The sequence below is a fragment of the Streptomyces sp. ASQP_92 genome, assembly GCF_025399895.1.
Lineage (GTDB): Bacteria > Actinomycetota > Actinomycetes > Streptomycetales > Streptomycetaceae > Streptomyces.
On record NZ_JAODUA010000007.1, the window covers coordinates 102,613 to 119,250 of the forward strand.

Consider the following 16,638-nt stretch of genomic DNA (forward strand, 5'->3'; position numbering starts at 1 on the left):
GTCAGTGGCCGGAGAGTTCGCGGTCGATGAAGGCGAGCAACTCGTCGGCGGTGGCGGCTTCGACGAGCGCCGTCACGTCCTCCGTCACGTCCTCCGTCACGTCCTTTGCCGCGTCCTTTGCCGTGTTCTTCGCCGCGTCCCTCGGCCCGTCTCCGGGCATGCTCCGCGGCACATCGGCCGTCACATCCCTCGCCGCGTCCGCCGCCGTGTCGTCCCCGACGGCGTGTTCCGGGTCGCCGGTCGGTGGCTCCTCGGGCGGGGCGAGTCCGGCGTCCAGAACGGCGACGAGCTCGGGGAGTGTCGGCGCCTCGAAGAGCAGGGTGGGGGGCAGCTTCAGGTGGGTCGCCGCGTTGAGACGATTGCGGAACTCGACCGAGGTGAGCGAGTCGAGCCCGAGCTCGCCGAACGGCCGGTCGTCCACGATCGTTTCGGGGCGGGCGCCGAGGACGGCGGCCATGTGCGTACGGACCAACCCGGCCAGCAGTGCGCCTCGTTCAGCGGTGGACAGGCCGGCCAGCTCGTCCCGCAACGGGCGGCGCACGCGCTGTGCCCCGGTGTTCGGGACCCCTCCCGCCCCGGCCTCCGCCGCGACGCGGCGCAGCACCGGCGGAAGGTCGGATCCGAGGTCCCGCAGGACCTCGCGGTCGAGCCGGGCGGGCACCAGGACGGGGCGCGGTGACAGCAGCGCCGCCTCCAGCAGGGCCAGGCCGTGGGCGGGGGCCATCTCCACGAGCCCGGCCCGGGCGAAGCGGGCGCGGTCGGCGTCGGTGAGGGCGCCCATCATGCCGTCCGGGTCGTCCCACAGTCCCCACGCCAGTGCGAGCGCGGGCAGGCCCCGCGTACGGCGGTGGTGCGCGAGCGCGTCGAGGAAGGCGTTGGCGGCGGTGTAGCCGCCCTGCCCGGCACCTCCGAGCGTTCCCATGACCGAGGAGACCAGCACGAACGCGCTCAGCGGGTGGCCGGCGGTCAACTCGTGCAGATGCCACGCCCCGTCGGCCTTCACGGCCATGACGCGGTCGATCTGTCCGGGCGTGAGCGAGGTGATGGGGGCGTCGTCCACCACCCCCGCGGCGTGGACCACGGCGGTCAGCGGGTGTCGGCCGGGGACGGCTTCGATCATGGCCGCGACGGCGTCCCGGTCGGCGACGTCCACGGCCGCGAACCGCACCTCGGCGCCGAGCTCCGACAGGTCGGACGCGAGCTCGGCCGCTCCTGGCGCGTCACCGCCGCGGCGGGACGCCAACAGGAGCCGCCGTGCGCCGTGTTGAGTGACCAGATGCCGGGCGATGGCCCGCCCGACGGCCCCGGACCCGCCCGTGATCAGGACGGTTCCCTCCGGTTCGAGGAGCGGCGGAAGGGTGAGCACGACCTTGCCGACATGGGCGCCCTGACGCAGTAGCCCGAAGGCTTCGGGGGCACGCCGTACGTCCATGTCGGTCACCGCGGGCCAGCCGAACATCCCTTGCGCGAACAGCTCCACGACCTGGCGCAGGAGTCGCCCGAGGTGCTCCGGAGGCAGTTCGAGGAGGTTGAACGCCCGGTAGCGCACACCGGGGTACGCGGCGGCGACTTCGGCGGGGTCGCGCGGATCGGTCCTGCCCAGTTCGACCAGGACCCCGCCGGGGCGCAGCAGGCCCAGCGACTCCTCGACGAGCGTGCCGGTCAGCGAGTTCAGGACGAGGGCCATGCGCCGGCCGCCCGCGCCGAAACGCTCACCGAATCCGGGCTCGCGGGAGGAGGCGAGATGGTCGGCGTCGACGCCCAGGGCACGCAGGGCGGGCCACTTGGTGCGGCCGGCGGTCGCGTGGACGTCGGCGCCCAGGTGCCGGGCCAGCTGGACGGCGGCCATGCCGACGCCGCCCGCGCCTGCGTGGATCAGGACGGGGTCGCCCTCGCCCACGCCTCCTTGGTCGACCAGTGCGTGCAGGGCGGTCATATGGGCGATGGGCACGGCGGCGGCCCGGGTGAAGGACCAGCCGTCGGGGATCTTGACGAGGGTGCGGTGGTCGGCGTGGGCGACGGTGGCGAAGGCGCCGGGGAACAGGCCCAACACCCGGTCGCCCGGGGCGAATTCAGTGACGCCGGGCCCGGTCGAGGTGACCACACCGGCGCCTTCGAGGCCGAGGGGGCCGGGGTCGCCGGGATGCATGTCGAGCGCGCCAAGGACGTCGTGGAAGTTGAGCCCGGCGGCGCGGACCGCGATCCGCACCTGGCCGGGGCCCGGCGCGGCGGCCGACTCGGGGCAGGGCAGGGCCGCCAGGCCCGTGAGGGTGCCGCGCTCGCGGAGACCGAGCCGCCAGGCTCCCTCGCCCTCGGGGAGCGGCAGCGCGGGATCGCCCACCGCGGACACGAGCCGGGGCACCAGGACGGCGCCGTCACGAACGGCGGCCTGGTGCTCGGCGAGGGCTCCGGTCGGCGGTTCGGCGGTGTCGGGGGCGAGGTCGACGAGAGCGAACCGGCCCGGATGCTCGACCTGCGCGGTCCGCACCAGGCCCCAGACGGCCGCCTGGGCGAGATCACGGACGGTCTCCCCGGGCCGCACGGCAACGGCTCCCCTCGTGACCAGCACGAGCCGGGCTCCGGCGAGCCGGTCCTCGGCGAGCCATCGACAGAGCAGCTCCCGGACGCGGTGAACCGCGATCCGCGCCGCGTTGGCCGCGTTGGCCTCCGCGATGGGGTCGGCCGCGATCCGTCCCGACGGGGCCGCAACGGTGACCTCCGGACCCCAACTGACGTCACTACGCCCCGACTTGACCTGCTTTTCCTTCCGCGCCCGGCCGGACTCGATCCACGCCGCGTCGGTCACGTCGGACTCCCCGGGCCCCCCGGTCGAGTCGGCCGCGATCCGCATCGCCGAAGCCGCCTCGGCCTCTTGGGCCCAACTGGCCCTATCTTGAGCTGACTTGGTCGCGTCGGCCTCCGGCGTCCGGGCGGTCGTGTCCGGTGACGACTCGACCGCGTCCGTCGTCTCCTCTCCGGACGGACAGGCCACGACCACGTGCTCGGGTGGGTCGCCCGCCGCGAGCAGTGCGTCCAGGTCGAGGGCGTCCCACGGGACCGGCACCCGCCGGGTGGGCGATTGCGTCGTCGGCTCGGGGAGCGGTTCCCAGTCGATCGCGAACAGGGAGCCTCGGGCCACCGCGGCGGGGTCGGCCGGGCGGCCGGATGCGACCGGTCCCAGTTCCAGCGACTCGACCCGTCCCGCCGGGGCTCCGGACGCGTCGAACAGGGCCAGGGACCACCCTCCGTCCGCGGTGGGCTCCGCGTGCATGCGCAGGGCCGCACGATCTCCCGCCCCGGACACGGAGACTCCGCGCCAGCGCAGGGGCTGGACGCACTGTCCCCCGCGGGCCGGGGCCGCCGCGTACAGGCCGTGCAGCGCGGCGTCGAGCAGCGCGGGGTGCAGGTGGTAGGCCTCCGAGCCGGTGGCCTCCGGCTCGGGCAGGGCGGCCTCGGAGAAGTGGTCGGCGCCGCGTCGCCAGGACGCCTCAAGACCCTGGAAATGCGGTCCGTGGTCGTATCCCCGCAGGCGGAGGTCCTCGTGGATACGGTCCGGCGATACGGGCGTCGCGGCGGCCGGCGGCCAGTCGGAGGAGAGCGGCGCCACGACCGTACCGGCGCCGTCTTCGGGCGCCGGGCCGAGGGCTCCCGTGGCGTGGGTGGACCACTCCCCGTCGGGCGCCCGGCTCGAAATGCCGCAGGTTCTGCGCCCGTTGGCGTCCGCGGCCGCCACCCTCACGCGCAGGTCCACCGTGCCGTTCGCCGGCAGTTCCAGCGGCGTGGAGACCGTCAGTTCCTCGATCCGTGCCGCGCCCGCCTTCGCGGCCGCGTGCAGGGCCAGCTCCAGGAAGGCGGTGCTCGGCAGGACAGGCGTCCCCGCAAGGGCGTGGTCGGCCGGCCAGGGGTGGCTGTGGGCGGAGAGACGGCCGGTGAACACCGTCTCGCCGTCGCCGAGTTCGACGGCCGCGCCGAGCAGGGGGTGGCCGGCCGGCGTCTGGCCGAGGCCGGCCGTGTCGGTCGGCCCGCCCGTGGGTGTGAGCCAGTAGCGGCGACGCTGGAAGGGGTAGGTGGGCAGCTCGACATGGCCGGCGGACGTGCCGGTGAGGTGGTGCCACGCGAGGGGCAGCCCCTGCACGTGGGCCTCGGCCGCGGAAGTGAGGAAGCGGCGCAGACCGCCGTCGTCCCGGCGCAGCGAACCCGTCACGATCCCGTGCGCCCCGGCCCCCTCCAGGATCTGGCCGATGCTGCCCACCAGCACGGGGTGCGGGCCGACCTCGACGAAGGTGGTGTGCCCGGACGCGACGAGCGCCTGGATCGCCTCCTGGAAGCGCACCGTGTGGCGCAGGTTCCGGTACCAGTACGACGCGTCGAGTTCGCGGCCCTCCTGCCAGTCGGCGGTGACCGAGGACATCAGGGGGATCGCGCCGGTGCGCGGGGTGAGCGGGTCGAGGCCGGCGAGGATCTTCTCGCGGATCGGTTCGACCGCGGCGCAGTGGGAGGCGAAGGCGGCGGGGATGACGCGGGCGTCGACGCCCTCGGCCCGGTAGGTGTCGACCAGGGCGGCGATCGCGTCGGGGGCTCCGGCGACGGCGGTGGAGGCCGGGCCGCTGATCGCGGCGATGCTCAGCGTGCCCAGGCGTTCGCGTACGCGCTCGGCGGGCAGCGGGATCACGGCCATCGCGCCCTTGCCCATCAGCTCGACGGCGAGAGTGCTGCGCAACGCGATGGCGCGGGCCCCGTCTTCGAGCGAGAGCGCCCCGGCGACGACGGCCGCGGCGATCTCGCCCTGGGAGTGGCCGACCACGGCGTCCGGGACGACCCCGGCCGCGCGCCACAGTTCGGCCAGCGACACCATCACGGCCCACAGGGCGGGTTGGACGACATCGATCCGGTCGAGCGGCGACGCGCCATGGATGACCTCGGTCAGCGACCAGTCCGCGTACGGGGCCAGCGCGCGTTCGCAGTCGGCCAGGCGGGCGGCGAAGACGGGGTTCTCGGCGGCGAGCCGCGCCGCCATGCCCCGCCACTGGCCGCCCTGTCCGGGGAAGACGAGGACGGTGCGGCCGACTTCGCCCGCCCGGCCGGTGACGACGCCCGGGCTCTCCTCGGCGCGGGCCAGCGCCTGAAGGCCCCGGGCCGCCTCCTGGTGGTCGCCGGCGATCACGACGGCGCGCTCGCCGAACGAGGTCCTGGCGGTCAGGGCGGGCGCCGCGCCGATCAGGTCCAGCGGCGCGCCGGCCAGGGCCCGGGCCCGCTCCCCCAGTGCCTGGGGCGTGCGGGCCGACAGGACGAGCGGCACCACCGGCGGCCGCACCGGCTCCTCGGCGGGGCCGCCCTCGGGGGGCGGCTGCGCCAGGATGACGTGGGCGTTGGTGCCGCTGATGCCGAACGAGGAGACCCCGGCGCGCCGGGGTGCGCCGGTGGCCGGCCAGGGGCGGGCCCGGTCGAGCAGCGCCACCGGTCCGGCCGCCCAGTCCACGTGCGGGGACGGCTCGTCGACGTGCAGGGTGGGGGGCAGGGTCGCGTTGCGGATGGCCTGCACCATTTTGATGACGCCGCCGACGCCCGCCGCGGCCTGTGTGTGCCCGATGTTGGACTTGAGGGAGCCCAGCCACAGCGGCCGCTCCCGGTCGCGCCCGTAGGCGGCCAGCAGGGCGTTGGCCTCGATGGGGTCGCCGAGTGCGGTGCCGGTGCCGTGCGCCTCGACGGCGTCGACCTGGTCCGGCGTGAGGCCGGCGTCGGCCAGGGCGTCCGCGATGACCCGCTGCTGGGCGACGCCGTTGGGCGCGGACAGGCCGTTGGAGGCGCCGTCGGAGTTGATGGCGCTGCCGGCGACGACGGCCAGCACCCGGTGGCCGTGGCGGCGGGCGTCCGAGAGCCGTTCCACGACGAGCATGCCCGCGCCCTCGGCCCACCCCGTGCCGTCCGCGCGGGCGGAGAACGCCTTGCAGCGGCCGTCGCGGGCCAGCACCCGCTGCCGGGCGAGCTCCACGAAGACACCGGGGCCCGCCAGGACCGTGACTCCTCCGGCCAGCGCGAGGGAGCACTCGCCGGACCGTACCGAGCGCACCGCCTGGTGCAGGGCGACCAGCGACGCGGAGCAGGCGGTGTCCACGGTGAGCGCGGGCCCGTTCAGGCCGAGGACGTAGGCGATCCTGCCGGAGATCACGCTCGCGCCGGTGCCGGTCAGCAGATGCCCGGCGACGCCCTGTCCGGCGGTTTCCATGCCGGGCCCGTAGGGGGCGTGCATCGCCCCGGCGAACACGCCCGTCCGGCTGCCGCGGAGCGTGGCCGGGTCGATCCCGGCGTGTTCCAGCGCCTCCCAGGCCACTTCCAGGAAGAGGCGCTGCTGCGGGTCCATGGCGAGGGCTTCCCGTGGGCTGATCCCGAAGAACTCGGCGTCGAAGTCCGTCACGCCGGGCACGAATCCGCCCTGGCGGACGGAGGTGGTTCCCGTGCGGTGGGGATCCGGGTGGTGCAGGCGCGCGAGGTCCCAGCCGCGGTCGGCGGGGAAGTCGCCGATGGCGTCGGTCGCGGACGCGACCAGTTTCCACAGGTCGTCGGGCGAGCGCACGCCGCCCGGGTAGCGGCAGGCCATGCCGACGATGACCACCGGATCCTCGTCGTCGGCCCGCTCCGGCGCGGCCGCCGCCGGTGAACTCCCGGTTTCGGCACCGGACTGCACCCGGTCGACGGCGGCGGCCAGGGCGGCCGGGCTCGGGTGGTCGTACAGGAGGGTGCTCTCCAGGCGCAGGCCCGTCGCGGTCGCGAGACGTTCGCGCAGTTCCAGCGTCATGACCGAGTCGAGACCCAACTCCCTGAAGGTCAGGGCGGGTTGAACGGCGTCGGTCGCGTCGGCCCCCAGCACGAGGGCCGTGAGGCTCCGGACCAGCTCCAGCGTGGGTCGCCCGTCGGTGACGGCGGCGGCGGGGGCGGGCGCCGCCTCGGGCGCCCGCCCGGTGGCCCCGGGCATCGTGGCGGGCCAGTGGGGACGGCGTTGGAAGGCGTACGTCGGCAGGTCGGCCGGCGGCGCCGAACGGGGCAGCAGCGCCGCCCAGTCCACCGCGACGCCGTGCACGAAGGCCTCGGCCGCGGCCGTGAGGAACCGGGGGCGGCCCCCTTCGCCCCGGCGCAGTGTGCTCAGGGCCGCGCCGTCCCCGCCGTGGGTGTCGATCGTGTGCCGGATGCCGGGCGTCAGCACCGGGTGGGGGCTGATTTCGAGGAACGTCGAGTGGCCCGCGCGCAGCAGTTTCTCGACGGCCGGTGCGAAGCGCACCGGCTCGCGCAGGTTGCGGAACCAGTACGCGGCGTCGAGGGCGGCGGTGTCCATCGGTTCGGCGGTGACGGTGGAGTGGAACGGCACCTCGGTGGTGCGCGGGGTGACGCCGGCGAAGGCGGTGCGCAGCGCTTCCCGCAGCTCGTCGACGTCCGCGCTGTGCGAGGCGTAGTCCACGGCGAGCCTGCGGGTGCGGACCCCGGGCCCGTAGTGGGCGCGAAGCGCGTCGAGGGCGGCGACGGGTCCGGCGACCACGGTGTGGACGGGGCCGTTGACCGCCGCGATCGACAGCGAGGCGGCCACCCGGGCGCAGTCCCGCTCCACCTCGGGGGCCGCGCGTTCCACCGAGAGCAGGCCGCCCCGCCCCGCGATCCGCTTCAGCGCCCGGCCGCGCAGCGCCACGATCCGCGCGCCGTCCTGGAGCGAGAGGGCGCCCAGGGCGGTGGCGGCGGCGATCTCGCCCTGGGAGTGGCCCACCACGGCGGCGGGCCGCACACCGACCGAGTTCCACAGCGCGGCCAGGGACACCATCACCGCCCACAGCGCGGGCTGGATCACCTCGTCACCCTCCAGGGGTGCGGCACCGGGGGCGGCGCGCAGGACGTCGAGGAGGGGCCGGTCCACATGGGGGCGCAGGGCGTCGGCGCACGCGTCGATCCGCTCGGCGAAGACCGGGAAGCCGTCGTACAACTCGGCTGCCATGCCCGCCCATTGGGAGCCCTGGCCGGGGAAGACGAAGACCGGCCGGACCGGCGGTCCCTCGTGGCGGCCCTCGACCACGGCGGCAGAGGGCCGCCCGGCCGCCCGCGCCTCCAGCTGGGCGAAGAGGGCGTCCCGGTCGTCGGCGACGACGACGGCGCGGTGCTCGAACGTGGTGCGGGTGACGGCCAGGGAACGGCCCACCGAGGCCGCACCGAGCCCGGGGCGCGCCCGCACATGGGCCAGCAGCCGTTCGGCCTGGGCACGCAGGGCGGGTTCGTCGCGCCCGGACAGGACCCAGGGCAGCGTCACCGCGGCGTCGTCGTCATGGGCGCGGACAGGGTCGGCGCCCGCCCAATCCGCGAGGACCACATGGCAGTTGGTGCCGCCGATCCCGAACGAGCTGACCCCCGCGATCAGCGGGCCCTGCGGCCCCGGCCAGGCCCGGGTCTCGGTGTTCACGCGCAGCCGCAACTTATCCAGCGGGATCCGTTCGCCCGGCTCGCGGAAGTTCAGGCTCGGGACGAGTTCGCGTCGCCCGACGCACAGGACGGCCTTGATGAACCCGGCGATTCCGGCCGCGCCCTCCAGATGGCCGATGTTCGTCTTCACCGAACCGACCAGCAGGGGACGGCTCTCGGGGCGGGCCGCCCCGAGGGCCGCGCCGAGCGCGGCGGCCTCGATCGGGTCGCCGACGCGGGTGCCCGATCCGTGCAGCTCCACGTACCCGACGTCGCCCGGCTCCACGGCCGCGTCGGCACAGGCCGCGAGCAGCAGGCGCTCCTGCGCGGCGCGGCCCGGCGTCGGCAGCGTATCGGTGGCGCCGTCGCTGTTCAGGGCGCTGCCGCGGATGACGGCGTGCACCCGGTCGCCGTCGCGCACGGCGGCTTCGAGGGGTTTGAGGACGACGATCCCGCCGCCCTCGCCCCGGACGTAGCCGTTGGCACGGGCGTCGAAGGTGAAGCAGCGCCCGTCCGCCGACAGCGCCCCGGCCCGCTCCAGGGCCAGGGTTCCCTCCGGCGCCAGGATCAGGTGTACCCCCCCGGCCAGGGCCAGGTCGCACTCGCCGGCCCGCAGGCTCGCGCACGCCAGATGGACGGCCGCGAGCGACGAGGACTGCCCGGTGTCCACCACCAGGCTCGGCCCGTTGAGGCCCAGCGTGTACGAGATCCGGTTGGCGATCACCCCGCGCTGCGAGCCGGTCAGGGTGTGCCCGGTCACCGCGTCCGGCCCGAGATCGCGCAGCAGCTTGGCGTAGTCGTCGGCCATCACGCCCAGGAACACGCCCGTCCGGCTGCCCTTGAGGTCACCCGGCACGGTCCTGGCGTTTTCGACGGCTTCCCAGGCCAGTTCGAGGGCGAGGCGCTGCTGCGGGTCCATAGCCACGGCCTCGCGCTCGGAGATGCCGAAGAACGCGGGGTCGAAGCCGTCCACCCCGTCGAGGAATCCGCCGCGCGCCGGGCCCCGCCCGCCGGGCGCGTCGGCGACCGCGTCGATGCCGTCGTGCAGCAGGTGCCAGTACGCGTCCGGCCCGTCCGCCCGCGGAAAGCGGCAGCCGATCCCGACGACCGCGACCGCGTGGGACGTGTGGTCACCCGCGCCGAGATCAGCCCTGTCCATCACCGTGAGTCCTTGTCGCGTCAGCGCCCCCGTCGAGGGTGGCGCGTTCTCCGGCACCGCCTGCCGAGCGGCTCGGCCTGCGCGTCCGCATGGAATCCACCGACCGAACTCCCGTGCAGGGCAAGGGAGTTGGCCATGTTCTACGCAACCGGCCACCGCCCGACGGGACTTGCCCGCCGGGCGGCGGCCGGAGCCGTCAGCCCTCCAGGCCGAGCAGTTCCGCGAGGTTTCCGCCCATGACGCGGTCGCGGACCGAGGCGTCCGGAACCAGGCGCTCGATCAGCACACGGTTGGTGTACATGTCGGCGAACGGCGTGTTGGAGCCGAACAGGCAGCGCTCCGGCACCTCGGCGGCCGCGAGTCGCGGCGCCCAGGAGACGAAGGACGAGGCCAGGTCCAGATAGAGGTTGGGGATCTCCTTGACGAGTTCGATGGTCTCCAGCCAGTTGAGTCCGCCGAGCACGCCGATGATCACCGGCACCGAGGAGTACGTGCGCGCGAGTTCCGCGGTGGTGCGGATGTCCCCGGCCGTCTGCGGGGCGAAGCCGTGCACGAGCACGGGCAGGGCGCGGCCGCCGTCGGCCGCCTCGCTCACGGCGCGCAGGACGGGTTCGACGGCCGCCGCCTGGTCGGAGCCGAAGGTCAGCTCGCCCACGCCGACATAGCCGGGGTCGAGCACCTCCTGCTGGAGCGCCTTGACGGTGTCCTCGTAGCCGAGCCCGACCGGGACCTTTCCGAAGGGCAGGAACCGGTCCCCGCCGATGGCGAGGGCCTCGCGCAGTTCCTGCGAGGGACGCTCGCGTCCGTCGGCGTCGCCCTGGAGCACCTTGCCGAGGACGGACATCTCCTGCTTGAACGAGGCGAGGTCGGTGGCCCGCTCGATGTGCGGAAGCGTCGAGAGCAGAACGGTGCGGTGGATGCCGGCCTCGTCCATCGACTGGAGCTGGGTCTCGGTCGGCAGCACCACGTGCTGGTGGCAGTCGATGATCATCGTGTGTCTCTCCTCGTGCTGGGTCTGATGACGGCGGCCTCGCCGGCGCGGCGGGGCCACCTGGGGTCGGGCGCGGGGGGCCGGCGGAGAGGGAAGGGGGGCCCTCGCCGCCGGCCGTTCGGGGGGGGGATCAGGTCATGATCACGGCCCAGTACGGGTTCAGCTTGCCTTCCAGCATGTGGAGGGCCTGGATGGCGATGAACCCTTCGTCGGTCGTCTCCGAAGGGCCGCCGGGCAGGCGCCCGAACCCGCCGTCGGCGGTCTGGCGGGCGGCGATCCAGGCGCGGCAGGCCGCGGTGTCGGCGGGCTCCGAACCCATCACGTACAGCGAGGCGATGGCGTGGTAGGAGCCGACGAAGCTCTCGGGACCCGACTCGCGGTAGCGGAAGCCGCCCGCCTCGGTCTGGAGACCGCGCAGCCAGGCGATGGTCTCCTCCACGCGCGGCGGGCGGTGGCCGAGCGCGATGAGGGTGTCCACGACCCGGAACGTGGCGAAGGTGTCGGAGGGGTGGCCGGGCTGGTTGCCGTACCCGCCGTCCGCGTTCTGGCAGTTCACGAAGTAGGCGACCAGGTCGTCCTCGCGGGCGGGGCGGTGACCGAGTGCCAGCAGCGCGAGCGTGGCGAGGTTGGAGTGCCAGGCGTCCCCGGGGTATCCGGGGGCGTTGCCGAAGGCGCCCTCGGGGTGCTGGCAGGCGGTGAGGAACTCGGCGCACTTCTGCGTGTCGTAGTCCGTGCCGCCCAGGACCGTGGCGGTCAGGACCGCGCAGTACGTCGTGAACGACTCGGACAGCAGGCCGGGTTGCTCACCGAAGCCGCCGTCCGGGTTCTGGGTGGCGTACACGCCCGCCAGGAGCTTGTCGCTGTGCGGGATCGGCACGTCGAGGGCCATCAGGTCGGACACCACGTGCAGGACGGAGAACGTCTGGGCGGTGCGGTCCGACCTCAGTCCCATCGGGGCCCGGTAGGGGGTCAGGCCGTAGCCCAGGCCCGAGGACGTGGAGTGCAGCCAGTCCAGATAGGCCGGGATGTCGATGTCGGAGTCGGACAGCGGGGCCCGGGACACATAGCTGAGGTCCCGTTCCAGGGGCCAGTGCTCCAGGGCGGGCGCGGCCGGGGGCGCGGGGACCGCGGCGGGCCGCCGGTCGCCCTGGGCCGCGAGCGCCAGGAGCTGGGTCTCGGCGTGCTTCTCGTGGAAGGGGACGTAGGCCGTGTTGCCCACGGAGAACGCGCCGGCGGTGCGCGGCGGAACCATGACGTGGCGGGCGAGGGGCACGGTGGGGTCGACCGGCGTGGAGAACCAGCTCCCCTGCCCGTGGAAGACCCCGCCGCGCTCCCCGTCGGTGTACCGGGACAGCTCGTCGTGGGCGAGCGCGGACAGGTTCTTGGCCTGCTCGTCACCGTCGATCGCGAACAGGCGGTCCGCCGCGAGGGCGAGCAGCGCGTGGTCGCCCATGAGCTTGGCGGGGAACGGGGAGTCCGGCTTGCCGTACCGCGACACCAGGGCGTCGACCTTGGGCTGGGACGCCGCGTCGGCACGGTCCCAGAAGCCGCGGCCGCGGGTGTGCAGATGGGCCTGGGTGTGGTGCAGGGTGGCCCGGGCGTGGTCGAGCGCCGTCGCAAGACCCCGCTCGTGGAGCCGGCACCAGGCGAGCACCGCGAGGGAACTGGCGCGCAGCCGGTATCCCTGCAGGGTGTCGCTCGCGCCGCGCGCCGTGAGATACGCCCAGGAGCCGTCGGCGGAGCGGAACTTCTCCAACTGGCATGCGGCAGCGGTGACTTGGGCGTCCCACTCCTCGGATCCGTCATGCAGCGCGTCCGCGGCGAGGGTGAGGACGGCGACCTGCTCCAGCGAGCCGGACCCGTCGATCACCGTGCTGCCGTCCCGGTGCAGGAGCGCGGGCCACTGCCCCTCGCTCACCGAGGAGAAGAGCGTCCGGAAGCGGGAACGCGCCTCCTGGACGAGCGCGGTGTCCTTGAGGATCTCGCCCGCGTGGTGGTACGCCCACAGGGCGAGCGCCTGCGTCGAGGGGGTGCGCACATCGCCCACCGGGTGCGGGGTGCCGGTGATGTCGAGGAGCTCGTGGAAGCCCGCGAAGTCCCCGTCCTCGAAACCGCGCAGCGACGTCACAAGGCTCCGGGTGAGCGCCTCGTCCCCGCCGGTCTCCGGCAGCACGAGCAGCGCGAGGGCCGCGTCGCCGAGCGTACGGTCCGGCGTGACGGAGTCACTCCTGTCCCGGCCGAGGACCGCGGGTATGTGGGCGGCGTCGTCGAGGAAGTTCTGGACGATGAACGTACGCAGCGTGGGAGGTCTGGTCACAACAAGTCTCCATGCGGTGAGAGAGGAACAAGAAAGAGCGGGGGCGACGACCGGTACGGCTCAGGCGGCGTCGCGTCGCCTGCCGGGGAAGCGGGCGGCGTGCGCCGGGGTACCGGCCGGCAGCGATCCGGGGGCCGCGACATACGACGGGTTGAAGCGTTCGTGGACGTAGAGGCGGCTGCCGTCCTCGCAGTGGATGAGGTACTCCTTGAACGCGCACGGCAGGCCGCGCCCCTCGCCCGGCCACACCTCGCCGCCCGAGGAGAGCAGGCTGCGGTACTGCAGGGTCTGGTTGCTCCGCAGCCGGCGGCCCAGCGGGACGGAGTCGTCCGAGGAGCCCGACCAGCCGGCCGGGGGCCGGGCGAAGACCACCGTGTTGAGGCTGACGACCTCGTCGTCGTCGGTCACGAGCTCCGAGGAGCGGTGCACGACCGGGGCGCAGGGCCCCATGCCGAGGGCTGTCGCGGCCCGTTCGGGAGCGTCGCCCGCCACGACGGTGCGCTGGCGGGTGACCCGGACGGACAGCGGCTGGTCGAGCAGGGATTCCAGCAGGAGGGTGGTCGACCCGTCGCTCGCCAGGAGCATGCGGGTCGCCGCCGAGCCGAGCGTGGTCATGGTGCCCGCGCTCACCTTCGCCCCGGGACCGGCCGGCGGCCGCCGGCGGCTCGGGACGCCGCGGCTATCAGGTGGCCGGCGGCGGCGGCGGTGCCCGATCCGTTCGGCGCGATGGCGAGCTGGCCCGGCGTGGGCAGGCCGCCGTCGGGGCGCCCGGTGACCATCGGCGTCAGGGTCTCGACCAGGCCCTCCGCCGTCGGGGAGATGAGCGTCGGGAAGCCGAGCAGCTCCAGACGGCGCGCCGCTTCCACCTCGTGGTACTCGCCGAGGCTGCCCAGGACGAAGACGGTGGGGATGCGCATGGCCGCGATCTCGGTGACGGTGATCCAGCCGGGGGCGGACAGCAGGACGTTCGCCTCCCGCAGGAGCGGCATCCAGTCGGGCAGGTAGTCGAGCTGGATCACCGACTCCGGGGCGTCGACGCGCTCGCGTCCCAGCAGGACGAACTGAAGGTCGGGCTGGACCCGCTTCAGCACCTCGTACGCCTGGAGGTAGCCCTCGATCACCCGCTGCTTGTTCTCCAGGAACATGGTGGTGCCGCCGACCGAGCCCACCATGATGGGCCCCTCGGGGATCCCGAGGTCCGCGCGGACCTTGGCGCCGTCGTGCAGCGAGGGCATGTCGCGGACCATGGGGCCGGTGAAGACGGCGTGCCCGGCTTCGAGCGCCTCCGCCACGGGGGTTCCCTTGTCGAGCTCCTCGACCAACGGCTTGTCGGTGAGCACCACTTCGGCGCTGTTGACGATCCAGTCGAACACCATGTGCAGGGCGTTGCGGCCCCGCCGCAGGTCCTCGGAGTCGATGTCGAAGCCGCCCGCGACGAGGGTCTCGTCGTCGAGCTGGCACAGCGTGAAGTCGTACCGCTCGGTGACCAGGGCGTGCGGGACGCCGGACATGCCGGCCGCGATGCTGGCGGACATGTTGTAGTCGCTGACCACCAGGTCGGGAGCGAGCTCCTGGTACAGCGCCAGATAGTGCAGGATGCGCTCGCCGTTGACGAAGGCGGGCGCGAGATAGCCGCCGATGTAGCCCGCCCAGTCCATCCGCCGGGTGAGGTTGCTCTTGGTCGCGTAGTTCACCTGCCGGCCGGCGAGGTCGACGACCGTCACGCCCGCCTCGGTGAACAGCGGGGCGAACGTGGACTGGAGCGAGGCCAGGAGCACCGTCAGATCGGCGTCGGGCCGCTGGGCGCGGATCTCCCGGGCCAGGGCCAGGGTGCGCATGTTGTGGCCGGAGCCGGTCGCGTTGGGGGCCAGGACGATCTTCATGGGCGGTTTCCTTCCAGGACTCCGGAGGTGGTGCTGTGGGCGGGCACATGGCCCAGGACTACGGCCCCGTCGGTGAGGTGGGCGCCGTCCCCGATGTGGCAGGGGCCGACGATCGTCACGTCGTGGCCGATGCGGACCCGGGACCCGATGGAGACGGCTCCGGCCTCCCAGGGCAGTGAACGGCGGTTCAGGTCGTGGCCGCTGGAGAGGATCTGCAACCGTGCGCCGGCCTCGGTGCCCGCACCGATGTCGATGCCGCCGCCGCCCTCCAGCGTCGCCCGCTCACCGATGCGTACGCCGTCGGCCGCGCGCACCCCTCCCGCGGGGGAAGGCCCGTCGGGGCGGCCCAGCGCGATCAGCCCGCCGCCGATGACGACGTCCGAGCCGCCTGTGAACGCGGCGTCGAGCAGACTGCCCGGCCCCACCCGCCAGCCGTCCGGAAGCGTCGCCGCACCGCTGTTGGTGCGGGCCCGGACGATGGACACGATCGGGCTGATGTCGGGGAGCCCGTCCTCCGTCACCTGCCGGTGGCGCAGGATCCGGGCGGGGCGGCCCACCACGATGGCGTCGGCGGGAACGTCGGCCGTGACCTGGGCTCCCGCCGCGACCACGGCCCCGTCGCCCACGGTGACTCCGGGGGCGACGACGGCCCGCGCCGCGATCCAGGCACCGGCGCCGATGGTGACGCGGTCGCCGCCGCGCTCTCCGATGGTGGCCAGGGAGGCGACCATGGTGCCGGGCCCGATGGAGGCGGACAGGACACGGGAACGAAAGCCGACGAAGACGCCCTGTTCCAGGGTGCTGTCGATGATCTCGGCGCCGTACCGCACCCAACTGCCGTTGCCAAAACGGGAGTTGAGTGTGGCCGCGCCGGTTTCGACGAAGGCGGGCACGTCGGTGCGTGCCGGATGCCCGAGCGAGGTGCTCATGCGGCGGCGCGCGGGGTCAGCGAGAGGGGCTCCGCGGCCTCCTGTCTCGCGAGATCTATCACGTACTGCCCGTAACTCGACGAGCCGGAGAGTTCCTTGCCGATGAGGGCGAGCTGCTCGTGGTCGATGTACCCCATGCGGTACGCGACCTCCTCCAGGCAGGAGATGCGGATGCCCTGCCGCTTCTCCAGGATCTGGACGAAGGTGGCCGCCTCCAGGAGGCTGTCGTGGGTGCCGGTGTCGAACCAGGCGGAGCCGCGGCCGAGGTTGACCAGACGGGCCCGGCCCTCGTCGACGAAGGTGCGGTTGAGGTCGGTGATCTCCAACTCGCCCCGCGCCGAGGGCTCAAGGGCGATCGCGCGGCGGACCGCCTCGTTGTCGTACATGTAGAGCCCGGTCACGGCCAGGTTGGACTTGGGGTGGAGCGGCTTCTCCTCCAGGGAGACGATGTTGCCGTCCTCGTCCATCTCCGCGACGCCGTAGCGCTCGGGGTCACCGACCGGGTAGCCGAACAGGGTGCAGCCGTCGAGGCGGAAGGCCTCCTCGCGCAGCATGTCGGGGAGCCGGTGGCCGTAGAAGATGTTGTCGCCGAGGACCAGGCAGACCTGTTCGTCGCCGATGAACTCCTGGCCGATGATGAGCGCCTGGGCCAGTCCCTTGGGCTCGTCCTGGACGGCGTACTCCAGCGAGATGCCCAACTTGTGCCCGTCGCCCAGGAGTTCGCGGTAGATCTCCAGGTGGGCCGGGGTGGAGATGATGAGGATCTCCCGGACGCCCGACTGCATGAGCACCGCGAGCGGGTAGTACACCATCGGCTTGTCGTAGACGGGGAGGAGCTGTTTGGAGTGCACGCTGGTCAGCGGTCGCAGACGGGTGCCCGACCCGCCGGCGAGGATGATGCCGCGCATGTTCGGTCCTTCCTC

General features: G+C 73.8%; 7 protein-coding genes. All 7 read right to left on the reverse strand.

Annotated features, from left to right (window positions below; all coding sequences use genetic code 11):
* Window position 1 precedes the first annotated feature (1 nt).
* Window positions 2-9,595, reverse strand: coding sequence for a type I polyketide synthase (locus tag N4G70_RS17895; RefSeq protein ID WP_261713650.1), 9,594 nt, complete (start codon window positions 9,593-9,595; stop codon window positions 2-4).
* A 196-nt stretch (window positions 9,596-9,791) separates the two neighbouring features.
* A complete protein-coding gene (locus tag N4G70_RS17900; protein ID WP_261713651.1) occupies window positions 9,792-10,586 on the reverse strand; it encodes an amidohydrolase family protein in 795 nt (264 codons plus the stop codon).
* A gap of 130 nt (window positions 10,587-10,716) precedes the next feature.
* Window positions 10,717-12,903, reverse strand: a complete 2,187-nt coding sequence (locus tag N4G70_RS17905) for a prenyltransferase/squalene oxidase repeat-containing protein (RefSeq protein WP_261713652.1) — start codon at window positions 12,901-12,903, stop codon at window positions 10,717-10,719.
* 60 nt (window positions 12,904-12,963) lie between these two features.
* Window positions 12,964-13,518 (reverse strand): hypothetical protein, encoded by a 555-nt coding sequence (locus N4G70_RS17910; RefSeq protein WP_261713653.1) that lies wholly within the window; start codon window positions 13,516-13,518, stop codon window positions 12,964-12,966.
* Between the two features lie 11 nt (window positions 13,519-13,529).
* Complete coding sequence (locus N4G70_RS17915) at window positions 13,530-14,786, reverse strand: hypothetical protein (RefSeq protein WP_261713654.1); 1,257 nt, start codon at window positions 14,784-14,786, stop codon at window positions 13,530-13,532.
* Window positions 14,783-15,715 carry a DapH/DapD/GlmU-related protein gene (locus tag N4G70_RS37025; RefSeq protein ID WP_315904268.1) on the reverse strand — a complete coding sequence of 311 codons (933 nt, stop codon included), beginning with the start codon at window positions 15,713-15,715 and terminating at the stop codon, window positions 14,783-14,785. The genes N4G70_RS17915 and N4G70_RS37025 overlap by 4 nt, the downstream gene beginning before the upstream one ends.
* Complete coding sequence (rfbA, locus tag N4G70_RS17930; RefSeq protein ID WP_261713655.1) at window positions 15,712-16,623, reverse strand: glucose-1-phosphate thymidylyltransferase RfbA; 912 nt, start codon at window positions 16,621-16,623, stop codon at window positions 15,712-15,714. Before rfbA ends, N4G70_RS37025 begins: the two co-directional genes overlap by 4 nt.
* Window positions 16,624-16,638: the final 15 nt, after the last annotated feature.

What these genes read in the sequence shown, in the direction of transcription:
- N4G70_RS17915 (WP_261713654.1), bottom strand. Translation starts at nt 14,786, where the DNA reads ATGAAGATCGTCCTGGCCCCCAACGCGACCGGCTCCGGCCACAACATG.
- N4G70_RS37025 (WP_315904268.1), bottom strand. Translation starts at nt 15,715, where the DNA reads ATGAGCACCTCGCTCGGGCATCCGGCACGCACCGACGTGCCCGCCTTC.
- rfbA (WP_261713655.1), bottom strand. Translation starts at nt 16,623, where the DNA reads ATGCGCGGCATCATCCTCGCCGGCGGGTCGGGCACCCGTCTGCGACCG.
- N4G70_RS17910 (WP_261713653.1), bottom strand. Translation starts at nt 13,518, where the DNA reads ATGACCACGCTCGGCTCGGCGGCGACCCGCATGCTCCTGGCGAGCGAC.
- N4G70_RS17895 (WP_261713650.1), bottom strand. Translation starts at nt 9,595, where the DNA reads ATGGACAGGGCTGATCTCGGCGCGGGTGACCACACGTCCCACGCGGTC.
- N4G70_RS17900 (WP_261713651.1), bottom strand. Translation starts at nt 10,586, where the DNA reads ATGATCATCGACTGCCACCAGCACGTGGTGCTGCCGACCGAGACCCAG.